This window comes from Streptomyces sp. NPDC049954 (genome assembly GCF_040656295.1).
Taxonomy (GTDB): Bacteria; Actinomycetota; Actinomycetes; order Streptomycetales; family Streptomycetaceae; genus Streptomyces.
On the sequence record NZ_JBFALS010000016.1, the window covers coordinates 80,911 to 98,007 of the forward strand.

A 17,097-nucleotide genomic window follows, 5' to 3' on the forward strand; every position below is an offset into this window, starting at 1 on the left:
CGCCGCCCGCCGCGCGCCCGGCCCGCCGCTCTCGTACGGTGGCCGAAAGCCGCCAGCGACTGTGCCGGGGAGCCCCGTCATGCAGCCCAACGCCGACACGCTCACCCTCACCGAGGACGGGCGGACCGCCCTGCGCATGCAGCGCCGCATCCCGCATCCGCCCGAGCGGATCTGGGAGGCGCTCACCCGCCCGGAGCTGACGGCGCGCTGGATGCCGGTGGAGGTGCGCCTCGACCCGAGCCCCGGGGCCGGGGCCGCCTTCCGCTTCCCGGACGGCCGGCGCCCCCCGACGCGGGGAACGGTCCTGGAGGCGGAGGAGCCGTGGGTGCTCGCCTACACCTGGGAGAGCGACCGGCTGCACTGGTCGGTACGGCCCGACCGGGCGGCCGGCGCAGAGGACGGCGACTCCGGGGTCAGTCTGCTGACTCTCGTGCACACCTTCGACGACCACTGGGGCGCGGCGAGCTTCGCCTCCGGCTGGCACGTCTGCGTGACGGCGCTCGCCCAACTGCTCGACGGTGAGGAGCCGGACGGCGCCGGGGACCGCGACGGGGCGCTGCACGAGGCGTACGTCGAGCTGTTCGACCTCGTGGGCTCCACGGTCGAGGAGGAACCCGCGGGCGTCACCGTCCGCTTCGAGCGCCAGCTCGTGCGCCCCGTCGAGACGGTCTGGTCGTATCTCACCCGGGGCACCGACCCGCTGCCCGGCCAGGAGGCCCCCTCGGGGTTCACCGCGATCGGTTCCCCGGCCGGCGCGATCACCGAACTCGACCCGCCCCGGCTGCTCGAATACGCCTGGAGCCCGCTCGGCCGGGTCCGCTGGCAGCTCACCGAGGGCACCGGGCACGGCGCCCGTCTCGTGCTGACCCGCTCGGGCCCCGCCGTCGACGAACCGGCCGTCACCGCCGTCCAGGCCGCCTGGTACCAGCGCATCGGGGAACTCGCGGGCCAGTTGCTCGACCTGCCGCGCTGACGTTCCCCCGCCCCGCTCAGGTCCTGGGCGCGCCCTCGTCGAGCCAGTGCAGCCGCCCCAGCGCGATGACGCGCAACTGGCGGCGGGCCCGGGCCACGACGGCCTCCTCCTCGCCGGGCGCCGCCTCCAGCAGGTTCGAGGCCGTCATCAGCAGGTGGTCGACGTACAGCTCGGCGAGCATCAGCACGTCGTCCTCGCTCCACCCCGCCGACTGGGGCTGCCCGCCCAGTCCGGCCGCCACCTCCCGCGCGAAACGGCCCAGTTCGTGGTCTATCGCCTCGCGTACCGCCCGTACCCCGCCGTGCCGCTCGCGCGCGACGAAGCGCACGTGGTCGGGGTGGGCGCGCACATGCTCCGCGATCAGGCCGACCGCCCCGGACAGCCGGGCCTCGCTGCCGCCCTCCGCCGCCAGGAGCGCGCGAACGACCCCGTGCAGGCTGCCGAGCGCCTCCTCCACGAGGGCCACCCCCAGGTCGGGGATGTCGCGGAAGTGCCGGTAGAAGGCGGTCGGGGCGACCCCGGCGGCGCGCGTCACCTCGCGCAGTCCCAGGCCGCTGAGGCTCTGCTCGGTGAGCAGGCCCAGCGCGGCGTCCAGCAGCGAGCGCCGGGTGCGCAGTTTCTGGGCGGCCCGGGCTCCGACGGGTGCGGGTGCGTCGGTGTGATCCATGCCATGCAGTCAACAGGCGCCCGCCGGAAATCTCCAAGCCGGAGCATGTGTAGACTCGTCAGTCAGTGAACACTCGTAACCACAAGCGTTCACCGAAAGGCCCGGAACCGTCCGGGCCACCTGGAGGCAACGATGCTCATTCTCGTAGCGGCACTCCTCGTCCTCGGCACCGCGCTCGGCACGGTGGCCCACGCGCCCGTCCCGGTCTCCCTGGTCGCCGCCCTCGTCATCGGCTGCTGGCTGCTGGTCTTCGCGGTCCGGGAACGGCACCGCGGCAGCCGCGGCAGCCACTGACCGTCGACCGAACCGTCCGTCCGTCTGACCGACAGGAGGCCACCCCATGGAACTGACCGCTCCCCCCACCGATCCCGCCACCGAAGGCCGGCCGAGGACCGGGCTGCGGGACACCGACGGCATGGCCGTCGCCTCGTTCGTCCTCGGGCTCCTCGGCCTGCTCGTGATGAACATCCTCCTCGGGCCCGCCGCCGTCCTGCTCGCCTCGATCGCCCTGTGGCGCGGTACGCACCGGCGCGGCCGGGCCCTTCTCGGCCTCGGTCTCGGCGTCACCGACCTGGTCGTCTTCGCGGCCCTCGCGGCCGCCGACGGCACGGCCTCGTGGAGCCTCGCGGGCTGAGGCCGCCCCGGTGGGCCGTCCCACCCCGCGGGACGCGGGGGCACCGCGGCGACCGCGGTCCGGCGTGGCTCGTAGAATCGACTCACCATGGCCTACCTCGACCACGCCGCGACCACTCCGATGCTCCCGGAGGCCGTCGAGGCGATGACAGCCCAGCTCGCCGCCGTCGGCAACGCCTCCTCGCTGCACTCCTCGGGGCGGCGCGCTCGCCGTACGGTGGAGGAGGCCAGGGAGAGCCTCGCGGAGGCGCTCGGCGCCCGCCCCAGCGAGGTCGTGTTCACCTCCGGGGGCACCGAGGCCGACAACCTCGCCGTGAAGGGCCTCTACTGGTCCCGTCGCGCCGAGGACCCGCGCCGGGTGCGCGTCCTGTGCAGCCCCGTCGAGCACCACGCCGTGCTGGACGCGGTGGACTGGCTCGGCACCCACGAGGGCGCCCGGGTCGAGTACCTCCCGGTCGACGCGTACGGCAGGGTCCACCCCGAGACGCTGCGCGAGGCCATCGCGCGTGACCCCGGGGACGTGGCGCTCGCCACCGTCATGTGGGCCAACAACGAGATCGGCACCCTCCAGCCCGTACGCCAACTGGCCGAGGTCGCCGCCGAGTACGGCGTCCCCCTGCACGCCGACGCGGTGCAGGCCTTCGGCCAGGTGCCGCTCGACTTCGCCGCCTCGGGCCTGGCCGCCGCCACCGTCAGCGGCCACAAGATCGGCGGCCCCTACGGGATCGGCGCCCTGCTCCTGGGCCGTGCCCACACCCCCGTACCCGTGCTGCACGGCGGCGGCCAGGAGCGGCACGTGCGCTCCGGGACCCTCGACGTGCCCGCGATCGCCTCGTTCGCCGTGGCCGGCCGCCTCGCCGCCGCCCGGCGCGAGGAGTTCGCCCGCGAGATCGGCGCCCTGCGCGACCGTCTGGTGACGGCCGTGCTCGACGAGGTGCCCGACGCGGTCCTCGGCGGCGACCCGGTCGACCGGCTGCCCGCCAACGCGCACTTCGCCTTCCCCGGCTGCGAGGGCGACTCCCTGCTGCTGCTGCTCGACGCGCAGGGCATCGAGTGCTCCACCGGCTCCGCGTGCACCGCCGGGATCGCCCAGCCCAGCCACGTCCTGCTCGCGACCGGCGTCGACCCCGACCTCGCCCGCGGCACCCTGCGCTTCTCGCTGGGCCACACCACGACCGGGGACGACGTCGACGCGGTCGCGAAGGCGATCGGCCCGGCCGTACGCCGGGCCAGGGCGGCCGGACTCAGCTGATCCGCCCGTACGGCCCGGTCGGTTCTCGTACGAGACGGAACGGATGCCCGGCCGGGCCCCCGACCGAACCCCCGAACCGGGCCCGCCCCCGCTGCCCGACCTACGCCCCGCCACGCTCCCGATCCGGGACGTGGCGGGGCTTCGTGGCGCTCTGTGTGGCGCTCAGGCGGCGTTGATCAATGCGGCGAACGCCTCGCGAGAGACGACGACAGCTGGGCCGTTCGCGACCTTCGAGTCACGGACGGGAACGGTGTGCGGCAGCCCGAAGCCGACTTTCACGCACTCCCCGCCACCGTTGCTGTAGGACGACTTGCGCCATGCCACCGGTAGGAACGCAGCCTTGCGGGATTCGTTCATTTCGCGATCTCTCTTGCTAGTTGGGTCATGAGCTTCAGTGTGTCCGCCGGAGGCAGGGCAGCAGCCGTCATCGCGTCGAACATTCGCGAGAAACGGTGTACCTCCTTCGGCTTGTCACTTACAGCCACAGTTGCCCACGCGGTATCTGTCTGCACTGAGGTGGGCAGACCGTCCGCCAGCACCATGATGTTCACGTCGTGGAATGCCACGTAAGCGACCTCGCCTTGCGGCAGCACCTGAAGGGTGATGTTGTCCCGCGATGACAGTTCGGCAAGCCTCACGTATTGCTCACGCATGACGTCTGGGCCGCCAATCGGGTACCGCAGGGCAGGCTCGTAGAGGATCGCCCAGAGCTTCAACGGGTCGTCACAACGAGTGAGTGCGTCTTGGCGCTTCATCCGGAGACGAACACTTTCCTCCAGAAACTCCGTGGTGATCTCATCAACCGGCTTGTGCAGTTGGTGAAGCGCCCTCGCGTAGGCCTCTGTCTGTAGCAGGCCGGGCACGGCCGTTGGGTGGAATATGCGGATCTCACGCGCCGCCGACTCTACTCCCAGGAAGCGCGGCATCCCGGAGAGCAGGGAAGTGCTTACCCCGGTCCACGACTCCCGACTCGCTCCCTCCCGCTGGAGCGTGACGAGCCGGTCCATTTCCTCTTCGTCCTCGACGCTGTAGCGCTCCAGCAGCGCCCGCAGATAGGCGCTCGTACGGAAGGACTTCCAGCCGGCTTCCACTCGCTGGAGTGTCGACTCGTCGAACGGCAGCCCTTCCACGGCCTGAGCCAGTGTGAGCCCCTTGTCCCTTCGTAGTTGCCGCAGCGTGTTGCCCAGTCCGATGCGGCGTGCGGTCGGTCGCGGTCTCGAAGCCGTGTGCCCCCAATCCGGGCCACGCGCGCGCCACAGGTGGCCTCACGCTTATAACCCTTGCTTGTGGTCCCGCCCTAGCGGCCACGTGCATATCGTCACGACCCATGCACACAGCGTCGCATGTGCCACTCTTCCCCCTTCAGCACGATTCCTGGCAAGTTCTGTTGCTGTGGCGGTGCTTTTGCGTAGACCGCATCTATTCCGGCCCACGCGGGCTGCCAACTCCGCTGACTGGCGAACTGGTTGCCCGCTTCCCGGGTCCCCCTTCCTCGTGCTCCTTCGGAAGGTGTCCGGTGATGACGAACGCCAGTTCCCCCGCCGCGTGGTGCCCCGCGATCAGTCCGGAGCAGTGCGCGGGGGCGGAGCGATGGCGATGCTCACGGCGACACCGTCCCCCGTGAACGCGATCTCGGCCCAGGCGTCCGGTTTCGCGGCGACGGTCCGGGGTGGGGACGGGTCCGGTGGATGGGTGCTCGCTGCGGAACGGACCACTGGCCGGGAGGAGTGCGCGGAGTGGCTGCGGAACAGCGCGTTGCGTCTGGCCGTGCGGCTCGACCCCGGACCGGCCGTGACGTGGGCCCCGCCGTCGCTCGTCCGCCCCGTGTTCGGCTCCGGCCCCGACGCGCCCGCCACGCTGCGCGCATGGGCTGAGGACCAGGACCGCCAACGCGCGACCTTCGAACTCCTCGCTTGGGAAATTCCGTTCACGCTCCGGTTCCCCGACCGGGGAGGCGCCTGGTACGAGCTGGCCGCCGCCCCGATCCCCTCACCCACCTATCCGTCCTCGGGGCCGACCCCCTGAAACCGAGGTGCCCGAATGTCGTCCCCCCATGATCACTGCACCGCGGAGACCGACGTCCCCGAGATCATCCGCATCATGTCCAAGCAGGTGACCGCCCTGCCCGTCGGGAAGCCGTCCCCCGGTACGCACTGCGCTCTTTCTCCCCACGAGTCGTACGAACACGTCGGCCGAGTACGCGAGTTGAACGGGGCAGGGGCGGTGTGGGTGACGTTCGTGGAAGGTCAACCCCCGTTCCAGGTACGCGTTATCCCGCCGTGCACCGGTACCGCAGCCGACGAGGTGTGCGGGCTTTATTCCGGGCACCCCGGCCAGTGCCGGCCCGCCGTGGCCGAGGAACCCGCACACACCTGATCAGGCCGCCCGCACCGCACTCACAGGGCCCACCTACCCCGTCCGGCTGTTGTCGGCGACAGCCGGGCGGTTCCACCTCCGTCCCGGTCCACACCAGCACCATGCACAGGAGACACCTGCGTGAAGAAGAACAAGGGCCAGGCCGCGCCCACGGTCAAGGCCGCCAAGGCGGAGATCAGCCGGGGCAAGGCTGCCGCCGATGCCCGAGGGGCGTCCCCTTCGCTGGCAGCCGCACAGGGGTGGTTGGGAGACCGCTACATCGGCACCCACACGCCCGAGGAGCCGGAGGCGACCGAAACGGCCGGCAGCACCGGTGACAGCTGGTGAGCGCCCGACGTGCGGTCGGGCGTGTCCGGCCCGGGGAAGCCGGCGCCGCACGAACGAAGAGGCAGAGCAGGCGCGCGAAACCGTCCTGTCCGCGCGCGAGGCGGTCACCGCCCGGCGTGAGGAGGGGGAGGGGTACACCCCTCTGGCGCGCGAGTCCGGCGTGGACGGGGTTGGCTGAAAGCCCAGCTCACTGCGTGGGGCGTGCCCATCCGGGACTCCGCTGCCGCGTGGGCTCTGCTCGGGGCGGGACCGCCGCCCCCTCTGCCCGTTCGCAGAGGCGCTGACCGCTCTGCTCTGCGACGGACCGTTGGGGTGCCCGGTGCGGAACTGCTGGGCCCCCAGCACGGGGCTTCGCTCTGGCCCGACTGGCCACGCAAGCCCCGAACCGACCGCTAATCCAACGGAAGGAAGTCACACCATGACCACGTTGCTTGACCGGCCCACCGGTCCGCTCGCTGGTGTCCGGACTCTTGAACTGGAGATCACCGGCAAGTGCCAACTGTCTCGCACCCATTGCCTGTCCGAATCCAGTCCGCGCGCGACGCACGGCACCATGACGCCCGCCGAATGGCGCACGGTCATCATCGACGCGGCCGGGCTCGGCATCCGTACCGTCCAGCTCATCGGCGGTGAGCCGACCGTTCACCCCGGCTGGGTCGAGTTCACGGAACTGGCGCTCTCCCTCGGCCTGGCCGTCGAGGTGTACAGCAACCTTTTACGTCGCGCCCGGTTGGTGGGACGTGTTCGCCCGCGAAGGGGTGACCCTCGCGACGTCGTACTACAGCGACGACCCCGAGGAACACGACAAGATCACCGGCCGTACCGGCAGCTACGCCCGGACCCGAGGCAACATTCGCGAAGCGGTCCGTCAGGACATCACCATCCGGGCCGGAATCGTGGACATCCTGCCTGGGCAACGAGTCGCGGCAGCACGGGCCGAGTTGGAGTCCATGGGCGTGAAGCACATCCAGACCGACCGGATGCGCGCCGTGGGCCGGGCCGCGCTGCCCGGCACGAAACCGACGCTGGACGAGATGTGCGGCCGGTGCACCCGGGGACGTGCCGCGATCCTGCCGAACGGGGAGCTTGCCGGCTGCGTGCTTTCGCGGGACTTCCCGGTGGGCAACGTGCGGACGACGCGTCTCGCCGAGTTGTTCGGCGGGCAGGCATGGGCCGATCTCGCCGCGAGCATCCCCACGCCTGCCCGTAACGCGTGCCCGCCCGACGACAGCGGCGACTGCGACCCCGCGAACACCGAAGCCTGTGCCCCCGCGTACGAGTGACCGGAAGGCCCGGCATCATGCATTGGCAGAGACGAGCTAATCAGCTTGCAACCGACGTTGCCGACCAGGTGTCCCGGTGGCGCTCCCCGGTGGCGAGCGTCCCCCGTCACCAACTTGTCCCCCGCTGGTGGGAACCCGATGGCGCTGGAGCGTGGTTCCTTCGAGAGGGGCCGAGCGACCCGGACGCATGGGCGAACGCAGGCTACGCCGACCGGTCGTTGGTCACGAAGGTCGGACCGTTGCACGCCGACCACGCCGGACCCTCCGACCGGCCCAAGGGGCTCCCGACATCTTCCGCGACGCTTCCCAGTCTCGTGATCCGCATGCTGCGACACGCGCGTCTCGGAGACGGGGCCCCCGTGCTCGACCTGGGCACCGGCGCCGGCGGACTCGCCGCGTACGCGTCCGCGCGGGTGGGGGACCTGCACGTGACGAGCCTGGACGTGGACCCCTACCTGGTGGGTATCGCGGGCGAACGGCTTGCGGCAATGGGCTACCACCCGAAGATGGTCACGGCGGACGCCACCGAGCATGTCCCCGGACGGTACGAGCGGATCGTGGCCACGGTCGCACTGCCGACAGGCCCCGGTCTCCGTGCAGCTCTCGCGGCACTCGTACCGGGCGGACGGCTGGTGACCACCCTCGCAGGAACCTGCCTGATCGTCACAGGCTGGAAGCGCAGCAACGGCGACGTGGTGGGCCGAGTGGAGCGGGACGGGGCGGGCTTCATGCTCACCCGGTCCGGTGAGGACTACCCGCCCGGTCTCGGCGACCTGTTCGCCGTTGCCCACGAGGCCGAGGGGGACGAGGTGAGCACGGGACGTTACCCGGTGCTGGACGTGGCCAACGCGTGGGAGCTGCGTTCCATGCTGGAAGTCACCACCCCCGGTGTGGAACACGCCTACGTGACCCGAGGACGGACCCGCACCGCCTGTCTGGTGCACCGGGACGGTTCATGGGCGCGTGCTTCCGCCGAGTGGATCGACCCGCCCGAAGTGCACCAGAGCGGCCCACGACGGCTCTGGGACGCACTCGAACGCGTCCGCCACCGCCTGAACGCCGAGGGCAGTCTGCCGCTCTACGGCGCGGACGCGCTCATCACCCCGGACGGGGTGGTCCACCTCTCCCGAGGGCAGTGGCACGCGTCCATGGGCAACCGCTGAGCCCCGTCCGCCCGTCCGGTGCTGGAGCCGGACGAGCGGACGGTTTCCCCGACCGGACAAGCCCGAGGAGGGACAGGACGTGTCCCGCTCGAACCGATGTGTCCGACCTCCCGCCCCGGTTCGCCCCACGAGATGTGCCGAGGCCCGATCGTGACGGGCCTGTCTCACAGGGGTGCCGCGCCACGCATGGCGCGGTGAGGGATGAGCCCCGCCCGGCTGCTTCCCCTTCCTTGGGCAGCCGGGCGGGGCTCCCTCGCTCCGACTCGATCAGAAGAAAGCTGCGAACCGTGATTCAGTGCACCGCTGTCAAGCCGCTGATACCCCCGCAAGCCATCGTGCCTCTGCTCAAGGATCCGGAGCCCGCCCACGCCATGTGCGAACTGGGCAACCATGACGAGGGCGAGGCAAAAGACTGTCCCCACCTGTTCCCCGAGTACATCGAGAAGGACGCGGGCTAAGGGCTGTCTCCAGGGCGCGTCCGTGGCCCGGCTGCTGGTCGGGCCCGTCCACCTCCCCGCCCGGCAGCCGGGCGGGGGAGGCGGCCGGGAGCTGTGGGGCCGGGCAGTCCAGGACGCGGCGCTGGAGTTCGCCGGTCATGAGGTGATCGTGGAGCGCGCGGTCCGCCCCGGCGCGGTCCGGGCCGCCTCCGGTGTCCTCGTACGGCCCCCTCGCACCGGCCACGCGAGTGGCGCGGCGCGCTCGGCCGCGTACGGCTTCCGCACGGTGCTCAGCCCGCGTACGGCTCCCGCACCATGAAGACGTCCACCGGGTCCTCGCTCGTGACGCGGAAACCGGTCCGTGCGTACAGCCGCCGGGCGGCGCTGCCGCGCAGGACGTTCAGCCGTACCCGCAGCCCCTCGGTGTCGGCGCGCGCGAGCAGCGAGCGCAGGACGGCCGTGCCCAGGCCCCGGCCCTGGAGGGCGGGGGAGAGGTAGAAGTGCTCCAGCCACACCTCGCCGCGCCCGGCCGGCCGCAGCGCGACACAGCCCGCGAACGCGCCGTCCACCGTCAGGACCGAGGTGCACGAGGCGTCGAAGGCGTCCCGCAGCCGCTGCCGCACCCGGTGCGCGTCGTAGCGCCCCAGTCGCTCCAGGTCCGCGCGCAGCACCACCGCCCGCAGCTCCGCGACCGGCTCGACGTCGTCGGTCGTCGCGGGCCGCAGCTCCCAGGCCGGGACGGTGGGCGTGAAGGATGAGGGCTCCGGCACGGCGTCATCCTGGCACGGGACCCAAGGGGAGGACCCCTACGCCCGCCGCGCCGCCGCCCGCGTCCCCTCCACCTCCGTACGGGCCTGCCGGACCAGGCGCATGTACCGCTCCCACGGCCAGTACCGGCCCGGGTCGGTGTGGTCGGCGCCCGGCACCTCGATGTGGCCGATGACGTGCTCGCGGTCGGGCGGGAAGCCGTAGCGCGCGCAGACCGAGGCCGCCAGCCGGGCCGAGGAGCGCAGCATCGCGTCCGGGAACTGACCCGGCCGGTCCACCCAGCCCTCGTGCTCGATGCCTATGCTGCGCTCGTTGAAGCGCCGGTTGCCCGCGTGGAAGGCCACGTCCAGTTCGCGGATGGTCTGCGCGACGTGCCCGTCCTCGCGGACGACGTAGTGCGCCGCCGCCCCGTGCGCCGGGTCCTGGAAGACCTTGAGCGCCACCGGGTAACTGCCCTGCACGACGTGGATCACTATGCGGTCCACCGGATAGTCGGCGGGGCGGTCCGCGCGCCGCCAGTTCGCCTCCGAGGCCGCGACCCACTCGGCGCCCGGCTGGTCCACGGCCCCCGCGACCCGCGGCCTGGCCACCCCGGGCGCCCGCCGCCACAGGTGCCGCAGCTCGTCCCACACGAACACCCCGGAGCCCACGGCGGCGGCCGCCGCCGCTCCGCCGAGCAGCAGGGCACGCCTGCCGGGCCCCTGCCCGCCGCCCGCTCCCGGGCCGTCACCTGTCTCCATGTCCCGCACAACGGATACTCGGGGGCCCCGTGTTCCCTTCGACCCGTACTCTGGTGGGGCTATGACTGACACTTCCCCGCGCCCCCTGAAGGTCCTCGCCGCCATGTCGGGCGGAGTGGACTCCGCCGTCGCCGCCGCCCGCGCGGCCGAGGCGGGGCACGACGTGACCGGAGTGCACCTCGCGCTCTCCGCCAACCCGCAGTCCTTCCGCACCGGCGCCCGGGGCTGCTGCACGATCGAGGACTCCCGCGACGCGCGCCGCGCCGCCGACGTCATCGGCATCCCGTTCTACGTGTGGGACCTCGCCGAACGCTTCCGCGAGGACGTCGTCGAGGACTTCGTCGCCGAGTACGAGGCGGGCCGCACGCCCAACCCGTGCCTGCGCTGCAACGAGAAGATCAAGTTCGCCGCCCTCCTCGACAAGGCACTCGCCCTCGGCTTCGACGCGGTGTGCACCGGGCACTACGCGCAGGTGATCACGCACGCCGACGGCCGCCGCGAACTGCACCGCGCCACCGACATGGCCAAGGACCAGTCGTACGTCCTCGGCGTGCTCGACGACCGGCAGCTCGCCCACGCGATGTTCCCGCTCGGCGACACCGAGACCACCAAGGACGAGATCCGCGCCGAGGCCGAACGCCGCGGCCTCGCCGTCGCCAAGAAGCCCGACAGCCACGACATCTGCTTCATCGCCGACGGCGACACGCAGGGCTTCCTCGCCAAGCGGCTCGGCACCGCCGAGGGCGACATCGTCGACGAGTCCGGCGAGCGCCTCGGCGCCCACCAGGGCGCCTACGGGTTCACCATCGGCCAGCGCAAGGGCCTGCGCATCGGGCACCCGGCGGCCGACGGCAAGCCCCGCTACGTCCTGGACATCTCCCCGGTCGACAACACCGTGACCGTAGGACCGCGCGAGGCCCTCGACGTGACCGGGCTGACCGCCGTACGCCCCCGCTGGTGCGGGGCGGCGCCCACCGGCCCCGGCCGCTACACGGCGCAGCTGCGCGCCCACGGCGGCGAGACCGAGGTGGCCGCCGAACTCGTCGGCGCAGAGCTGCGGGTCGCCTTCGACGAGCCGGTGCGCGGCGTCGCCCCCGGACAGGCCGTCGTCCTCTACGACGGGACCCGCGTCGTCGGCTCCGCGACCATCGCGCACACCGAACGCCGCACGGCGGCCGTCGCGGGCTGACACGCCCGGGACGCCGCTCGCGCGGCCTCGCCGAGGCGTGGGCCGCGCGAGCGCACCGTACTCAGTCGGCGACGACCTCCGTGTCGTAGAAGCAGTAGTGCCCCTTGACCGCGGCGACCTCCTCCTTCGGCTCCTCGTACGCCCAGACCAGGTCCGGGGCGTCCGGCAGCGACCAGTAGGAGGCGTCGCCCTTGAACGGGCAGTGCGAGGTGCTGTCCGAGGGCGTCAGCAGCGCCGTACGGACGTCCTCCGGCGGCAGGTAGTAGCGCACCGGGCAGCCCGTCTCGCGCAGGACCAGCGGCCGCCGGCTCTCCGCGAGCAGCTCCCCGTCGTGCACGACCCGCACGTGCTCCTCGCCCTGCTCGACCGTGATCGTGTGTCCCGCCATGGTGAAGTCCTCCCGTATCGGCCGCGCCGTGTCGCGCGGATGCTGACAGGTTCAGCCCCGCGTCCCCGCCGAGTGTTCCCGCGTGCGGCGTGAAGACCCCCTTCCGGGACGAAACCGGCGCGCCGTACCGTGGCGGCCATGAACATCTGCGTCTTCCTCTCCGCCGCCGACCTCGACGAGCGCTACACCCGGCCCGCCCGCGAGTTCGCCGAACTCCTCGGCAGGGGCGGCCACACCCTCGTGTGGGGCGGCTCCGACACCGGCCTGATGAAGGTCGTCGCGGACGGCGTCGAGGAGGCCGGCGGGGGACTGCTCGGCGTCTCCGTCGAGTTCCTGTCGCACAAGGCCCGCCCCGGGCTCGACACGATGGTCGTCACCAAGGACCTCGCCGAACGCAAGGCGCAGCTCCTGGAGCGGGCCGAGGCGATCGTCGTCCTCGTGGGCGGCGTCGGCACCCTCGACGAGGTCACCGAGATCCTGGAACTCAAGAAGCACGGACAGCACACCAAGCCCGTCGTCGTCCTCAACACCGAGGGCTTCTACGACGGCCTCAAGCAGCAGTTCCAGCGCATGGACACCGAGGGCTTCCTGCCCCTTCCCCTCACCGACCTGGTGTTCTTCGCCGAGGACGCGGTGGGCGCGCTCGCCTACGTCGAGGAGGCGGGCGGCCTGCGCTGAGCACGCCGCCCCCGGGGCCCGCGCGCGGCCCGGCGCGGCCGGCGAACCGGCCCGGTGGGACGATGGGACCCATGGCTACCCATGTGATCACCGGCGCCGGCTCCGGCATCGGCGCCGCCCTCGCGCGCCGCCTGCACGAGCGCGGCGACGAGCTCGTCCTGCTCGCCCGCGACGCCGGACGCGCCAAGGAACTCGTCGCCGGGCTGCCCGGCGCCCGCACCCTCGTCGGCGACCTCTCCGACCCCGACCGGCTCTCCTGGGCCTTCTCGCACCAGAGCCTGCCCGACCGGGTCGACTCGCTGCTGCACGTCGCGGGCGTCGTGGACCTCGGCACCGTCGCCGAGACCACGCCCAAGACCTGGCGCCACCAGCTCAACGTGAACCTGCTCGCCCCCGCCGAGCTGACCCGGCACTTCCTGCCGCAGCTGCGCGCCGCCCGCGGCACCGTCGTCTTCGTCAACTCCGGCGCCGGACTCTCCGCGAGCCCCGAGTGGGGCGCCTACGCCGCGTCCAAGCACGGCCTCAAGGCCCTCGCCGACTCGCTGCGCGGCGAGGAGAAGCAGCACGGCGTGCGCGTCACGACGGTCTACCCGGGGCGCACCGCCTCCCCGATGCAGGCCAAGATCCACCACCAGGAGGGCAAGCCCTACGACCCCTCCGCGTGGATCGACCCCGACTCGGTGGCCACCGCCGTCCTGACCGCCCTCGACCTCCCGGCGGACGCGACGATGACGGACGTGACGGTCCGGCCCGGAGGCTGACCGGCGGGCCCGGCGAACGGGCACCGGGCGCGGCCCGTACGTCGGGCGATGGCGCCCGACGCCTCGGCCTACCCTTACCGGGTGACTGAACCCACCCCCTGGCCCGCAGCGACAGCCATCGGCTCCCTCCCCGGCACGGACGCCCGCGAGGCGGCCAAGTCCACCACCGGCTCCTTCGAGGACTTCCCCTACCTCGCGGAGCTGCCCGCCAGGGGGCCCGGCGCGGACATGACCGGCCGCACCATCGGCCTGCTCGCCGAGCTGTACGCCCACGTCGAGCCCAGCGGCTGGCGGATCAGCGACCGCCCCGGGCGCGACACCCGCCGGGCGCGCTCCTGGATGGGCGAGGACCTCGACGCCCTGGAGGAGTTCACCCAGGGCTACGAGGGTTTCCTCAAGGTCCAGGTGACCGGCCCGTGGACGCTCGCCGCCGCCCTCGAACTGCGCGGCGGCGAGGCCGCGCTCTCCGACTCCGGAGCCACCCGCGACCTCACCGCCTCCCTCGCCGAGGGGCTGCGCTCCCACCTCGCCGAGGTGCGCCGCCGCATCCCCGGCGCCCGCGTCGTCCTCCAGCTCGACGAGCCCTCGCTCACCGCCGTGCTCAGCGGCCGGGTGCGCTCCGCGAGCGGCTACCGCACCTACCGCGCCGTGGACCGCCAGCTCGTCGAGTCCGGGCTGCGCGAGATCTTCGCCGTCCACGACGGCCCCGTGCTCGTCCACTCCTGCGCCCCCGACGTGCCCTTCGCGCTGCTGCGCCGGGCCGGCGTGGACGCCGTCTCCTTCGACTTCTCGCTGCTCACGGAACGTGACGACGAGGTGCTGGGGGAGGCCGTCGAGTCCGGCACCCGGCTGCTCACCGGTGTCGTGCCCGGCACTGACAGCCCATTGTCCGACCCTGCCGGTAGCGTCATGGGGGTCAGGGCGTTGTGGCGCAGGCTGGGGCTGTCACCGGCGATCCTCTCGCAGGCCGTCGTGGTGACCCCGTCCTGCGGACTCGCGGGTGCCTCACCCGCGTACGCACGGGCGGCGATGGCGCACTGCGCCCGCGCGGCCCGTTCGCTCGCGGACCACCCGGAGTGACCGGCCGGGCCCCGCGAGCAGGGTGACGAACGGGACGAAGGCGACAACGGGAGGACGGGCGATGGCAGGCGAGGAACAGGAAAGCGCGGACGTGGCGACGAGCGGCGCGCCGGACACCGGTCCGGCCGGGCCGGGGCGGTCCTCGGTGCCGGCCGAGGCGCGCGAGGAGCACAACAGCCTCGCCCAGCAGGTCGAGGAGCACCGCTTCCGGTACTACGCGAAGGACCAGCCGGTCGTCAGCGACGCCGAGTTCGACCGGCTGCTGCGCACCCTCCAGGAGCTGGAGGAGCGCCACCCGGAGCTGCGCACGCCCGACTCGCCGACCCAGAAGGTCTCCGGCGCCTACGAGGGGTTCACCCCCTTCGCCTCCGTCGAGCACCGCGAGCGGATGCTCTCGCTCGACAACGTCTTCGACGACGAGGGGCTCGCCGCCTGGGCCGAGCGCCTCGCCAAGGAGATCGGCGCCCCCGGATACCACTACCTGTGCGAGCTGAAGGTCGACGGCCTCGCCGTCAACCTCACCTACGAGAACGGCCGGCTGACCCGCGCCGCCACCCGGGGCGACGGCCGGGTCGGCGAGGACATCACGCCCAACGTCCGCACCATCTCCGACATCCCCGCCCGCCTCCAGGGCGAGAACGTCCCCGCCCTGGTCGAGATCCGGGGCGAGGTCTACTTCCCGATGGAGGACTTCGAGGCGCTCAACGCCCGGCTCGTCGAGGCCGGCGACAAGCCCTTCGCCAACCCGCGCAACGCGGCGGCCGGTTCGCTGCGCCAGAAGGACCCGGCCGTCACCGCGACCCGCCCGCTGCACATGGTCGTGCACGGCATCGGCGCCCGCGAGGGCTTCGCCATCGACCGGCTCTCGCAGGCCTACGGGCTGCTGAACGCGTGGGGCCTGCCCACCGCCCGGCACAACAAGGTGGCCGACAGCCTCGACGCGGTACGGGAGTTCATCCGCTACTACGGCGAGAACCGGCACTCCGTGGAGCACGAGATCGACGGGGTCGTCGTCAAGCTCGACGAGATCCCGCTCCAGGGCCGTCTGGGCTCCACCTCCCGGGCCCCGCGCTGGGCCACCGCCTGGAAGTTCCCCCCGGAGGAGGTCAACACCAAGCTGGTGGACATCCGCGTCGGGGTCGGCCGCACCGGCCGGGTCACCCCGTACGCGGTCGTCGAACCGGTCACCGTGGCCGGCAGCGAGGTCGAGTTCGCGACCCTGCACAACCAGGAGGTCGTCAAGGCCAAGGGTGTCCTGATCGGCGACACGGTGGTCCTGCGCAAGGCGGGGGACGTCATCCCGGAGATCCTCGGCCCCGTCGCCGACCTGCGCGACGGCAGCGAACGCGCCTTCGTCATGCCCGCGGAATGCCCCGAGTGCGCCACCCCGCTGCGGGCCATGAAGGAGGGCGACATCGACCTGCGATGCCCCAACGCCCGCTCCTGCCCCGCCCAGTTGCGTGAGCGGATCTACTACCTCGCCGGACGCAAGAGCCTCGACATCGAGCACTTCGGCTACGTCGCGGCGACCGCCCTCACCCAGCCGCTCGAACCGGGTGAACCCCCGCTGAAGGACGAGGGCGACCTCTTCGACCTGACCGTCGAACAGCTCCTGCCGATCCGCTCCTACGTCCTCGACCCCGACTCCGGTCTGCCCAAACGCGACCCGGACACCGGCGAGGAGAAGGTCGTCACCTTCTTCGCCAACAAGGAGGGCGAGGCGAAGAAGAACACCCTGTCGATGCTGGAGAACATCGAGGCGGCCAAACAGCGCCCGCTGGCCCAGATCATCACCGGTCTCTCCATCCGGCACGTCGGGCCCGTCGCCGCCCGCGCGCTCGCCCGCGCGTTCCGCTCGATCGACCGCATCGACCAGGCCGACGAGCAGGAACTCGCCGACACCACCGGGGTCGGCGGCATCATCGCGGCCTCCGTCAAGGAGTGGTTCGCCGAGCCCTGGCACCGCGAGATCCTGCGCAAGTGGAAGGCCGCCGGGGTCCGCATGGAGGAGGAGGGGGCGGACGAGGACAGCGGCCCGCGTCCCCTCGAAGGGCTCACCCTCGTCGTCACCGGCACCCTGGAGCACCACACCCGGGACGGCGCCAAGGAGGCCCTGGAGAGCCGTGGCGCAAAAGTGACGGGTTCGGTTTCGAAGAAGACGTCTTTTGTCGTTGTGGGCGATAACCCCGGCTCCAAATATGACAAGGCCGTGTCGCTGAAAGTCCCCGTCCTCAACGAGGAAGGCTTCGCGATCCTCCTCGACCAGGGCCCCGAGGCGGCCGCGGAAGCAGCCCTTCCCCCTGCTGAGGAGGGCTGAGACACCGCCCGTAGGCCGCATACCAGAACCATCCGGGTGGCCGGGGCGCATTCGGGCAACCCTCC

Annotated in this window: 21 protein-coding genes; 15 read left to right on the forward strand and 6 right to left on the reverse strand. The window is 72.2% G+C overall.

All coding sequences use genetic code 11. The features are described 5' to 3' along the window. Positions 1–79: 79 nt before the first annotated feature. The gene (locus AB0J21_RS28865) at positions 80–973 is read left to right on the forward strand and encodes an SRPBCC family protein (protein WP_363149083.1); all 894 of its coding nucleotides are present in this window, start codon (positions 80–82) and stop codon (positions 971–973) included. Between the two features lie 16 nt (positions 974–989). Here AB0J21_RS28865 and AB0J21_RS28870 read toward each other — a convergent pair whose 3' ends face one another. Continuing rightward, positions 990–1,640 (reverse strand): TetR family transcriptional regulator, encoded by a 651-nt coding sequence (locus AB0J21_RS28870; RefSeq protein WP_363149084.1) that lies wholly within the window; start codon positions 1,638–1,640, stop codon positions 990–992. A 132-nt stretch (positions 1,641–1,772) separates the two neighbouring features. Between AB0J21_RS28870 and AB0J21_RS28875 the strand changes: the two genes are divergently transcribed. From AB0J21_RS28875 to AB0J21_RS28885, 3 genes are all read left to right on the forward strand, one after another. Then, positions 1,773–1,934 (forward strand): hypothetical protein, encoded by a 162-nt coding sequence (locus tag AB0J21_RS28875; protein WP_363149085.1) that lies wholly within the window; start codon positions 1,773–1,775, stop codon positions 1,932–1,934. 46 nt (positions 1,935–1,980) lie between these two features. Then, positions 1,981–2,274, forward strand: coding sequence for a DUF4190 domain-containing protein (locus AB0J21_RS28880; protein WP_363149086.1), 294 nt, complete (start codon positions 1,981–1,983; stop codon positions 2,272–2,274). A gap of 87 nt (positions 2,275–2,361) precedes the next feature. After that, positions 2,362–3,525, forward strand: a complete 1,164-nt coding sequence (locus tag AB0J21_RS28885) for a cysteine desulfurase family protein (RefSeq protein WP_363149087.1) — start codon at positions 2,362–2,364, stop codon at positions 3,523–3,525. Between the two features lie 162 nt (positions 3,526–3,687). Here AB0J21_RS28885 and AB0J21_RS28890 read toward each other — a convergent pair whose 3' ends face one another. Together AB0J21_RS28890 and AB0J21_RS28895 are read right to left on the reverse strand one after the other, a co-directional pair. Further along, entirely contained in the window at positions 3,688–3,882 is a 195-nt protein-coding gene (locus AB0J21_RS28890; protein WP_363149088.1) for a DUF397 domain-containing protein, read from the reverse strand. After that, positions 3,879–4,784 (reverse strand): helix-turn-helix transcriptional regulator, encoded by a 906-nt coding sequence (locus tag AB0J21_RS28895; RefSeq protein WP_363149143.1) that lies wholly within the window; start codon positions 4,782–4,784, stop codon positions 3,879–3,881. Before AB0J21_RS28895 ends, AB0J21_RS28890 begins: the two co-directional genes overlap by 4 nt. Positions 4,785–5,145: 361 nt before the next feature. Here AB0J21_RS28895 and AB0J21_RS28900 point away from each other — a divergent pair, with 361 nt between their 5' ends. From AB0J21_RS28900 to AB0J21_RS28925, 6 genes are all read left to right on the forward strand, one after another. Further along, positions 5,146–5,550 carry a hypothetical protein gene (locus AB0J21_RS28900; RefSeq protein ID WP_363149089.1) on the forward strand — a complete coding sequence of 135 codons (405 nt, stop codon included), beginning with the start codon at positions 5,146–5,148 and terminating at the stop codon, positions 5,548–5,550. A gap of 471 nt (positions 5,551–6,021) precedes the next feature. Continuing rightward, positions 6,022–6,228, forward strand: a complete 207-nt coding sequence (locus AB0J21_RS28905) for a hypothetical protein (protein WP_363149090.1) — start codon at positions 6,022–6,024, stop codon at positions 6,226–6,228. Positions 6,229–6,968: 740 nt separating this feature from the next. Then, positions 6,969–7,511 (forward strand): SPASM domain-containing protein, encoded by a 543-nt coding sequence (locus AB0J21_RS28910; RefSeq protein ID WP_363149091.1) that lies wholly within the window; start codon positions 6,969–6,971, stop codon positions 7,509–7,511. Positions 7,512–7,528: 17 nt separating this feature from the next. After that, the gene (locus AB0J21_RS28915) at positions 7,529–8,674 is read left to right on the forward strand and encodes a methyltransferase domain-containing protein (protein ID WP_363149092.1); all 1,146 of its coding nucleotides are present in this window, start codon (positions 7,529–7,531) and stop codon (positions 8,672–8,674) included. A gap of 335 nt (positions 8,675–9,009) precedes the next feature. Then, a complete protein-coding gene (locus tag AB0J21_RS28920) occupies positions 9,010–9,132 on the forward strand; it encodes a hypothetical protein (protein WP_363149093.1) in 123 nt (40 codons plus the stop codon). A 22-nt stretch (positions 9,133–9,154) separates the two neighbouring features. Further along, complete coding sequence (locus AB0J21_RS28925) at positions 9,155–9,430, forward strand: hypothetical protein (RefSeq protein WP_363149094.1); 276 nt, start codon at positions 9,155–9,157, stop codon at positions 9,428–9,430. Here AB0J21_RS28925 and AB0J21_RS28930 read toward each other — a convergent pair. Together AB0J21_RS28930 and AB0J21_RS28935 are read right to left on the reverse strand one after the other, a co-directional pair. Further along, a complete protein-coding gene (locus tag AB0J21_RS28930; RefSeq protein WP_363149095.1) occupies positions 9,402–9,881 on the reverse strand; it encodes a GNAT family N-acetyltransferase in 480 nt (159 codons plus the stop codon). The two genes, AB0J21_RS28925 and AB0J21_RS28930, sit on opposite strands and share 29 nt — an antisense overlap. Before the next feature lie 36 nt (positions 9,882–9,917). Further along, entirely contained in the window at positions 9,918–10,619 is a 702-nt protein-coding gene (locus AB0J21_RS28935) for a peptidoglycan recognition family protein (RefSeq protein ID WP_363149096.1), read from the reverse strand. A 61-nt stretch (positions 10,620–10,680) separates the two neighbouring features. On the opposite strand from AB0J21_RS28935, the gene mnmA reads away from it, so the two are divergent. Beyond that, positions 10,681–11,808 carry a tRNA 2-thiouridine(34) synthase MnmA gene (gene mnmA / locus AB0J21_RS28940; protein WP_363149097.1) on the forward strand — a complete coding sequence of 376 codons (1,128 nt, stop codon included), beginning with the start codon at positions 10,681–10,683 and terminating at the stop codon, positions 11,806–11,808. A 61-nt stretch (positions 11,809–11,869) separates the two neighbouring features. Here the strand turns inward: mnmA and AB0J21_RS28945 are convergent, their stop codons facing one another. Further along, positions 11,870–12,196 (reverse strand): DUF427 domain-containing protein, encoded by a 327-nt coding sequence (locus tag AB0J21_RS28945; protein ID WP_363149098.1) that lies wholly within the window; start codon positions 12,194–12,196, stop codon positions 11,870–11,872. Between the two features lie 138 nt (positions 12,197–12,334). Here AB0J21_RS28945 and AB0J21_RS28950 point away from each other — a divergent pair, with 138 nt between their 5' ends. The 4 genes from AB0J21_RS28950 (at position 12,335) to ligA (ending at position 17,032) form a co-directional block, all read left to right on the forward strand. Beyond that, on the forward strand, positions 12,335–12,874 hold the full coding sequence (locus tag AB0J21_RS28950; RefSeq protein ID WP_363149099.1) for a TIGR00730 family Rossman fold protein: 540 nt from the start codon (positions 12,335–12,337) through the stop codon (positions 12,872–12,874). 71 nt (positions 12,875–12,945) lie between these two features. Then, complete coding sequence (locus AB0J21_RS28955; protein WP_363149100.1) at positions 12,946–13,635, forward strand: SDR family oxidoreductase; 690 nt, start codon at positions 12,946–12,948, stop codon at positions 13,633–13,635. An 81-nt stretch (positions 13,636–13,716) separates the two neighbouring features. Then, positions 13,717–14,715: a methionine synthase gene (locus AB0J21_RS28960; protein WP_363149101.1), complete on the forward strand. Its 999-nt coding sequence runs from the start codon at positions 13,717–13,719 to the stop codon at positions 14,713–14,715. 61 nt (positions 14,716–14,776) lie between these two features. Continuing rightward, the gene (gene ligA / locus AB0J21_RS28965; protein ID WP_363149102.1) at positions 14,777–17,032 is read left to right on the forward strand and encodes an NAD-dependent DNA ligase LigA; all 2,256 of its coding nucleotides are present in this window, start codon (positions 14,777–14,779) and stop codon (positions 17,030–17,032) included. The last annotated feature ends 65 nt before the right edge of the window (positions 17,033–17,097 follow it).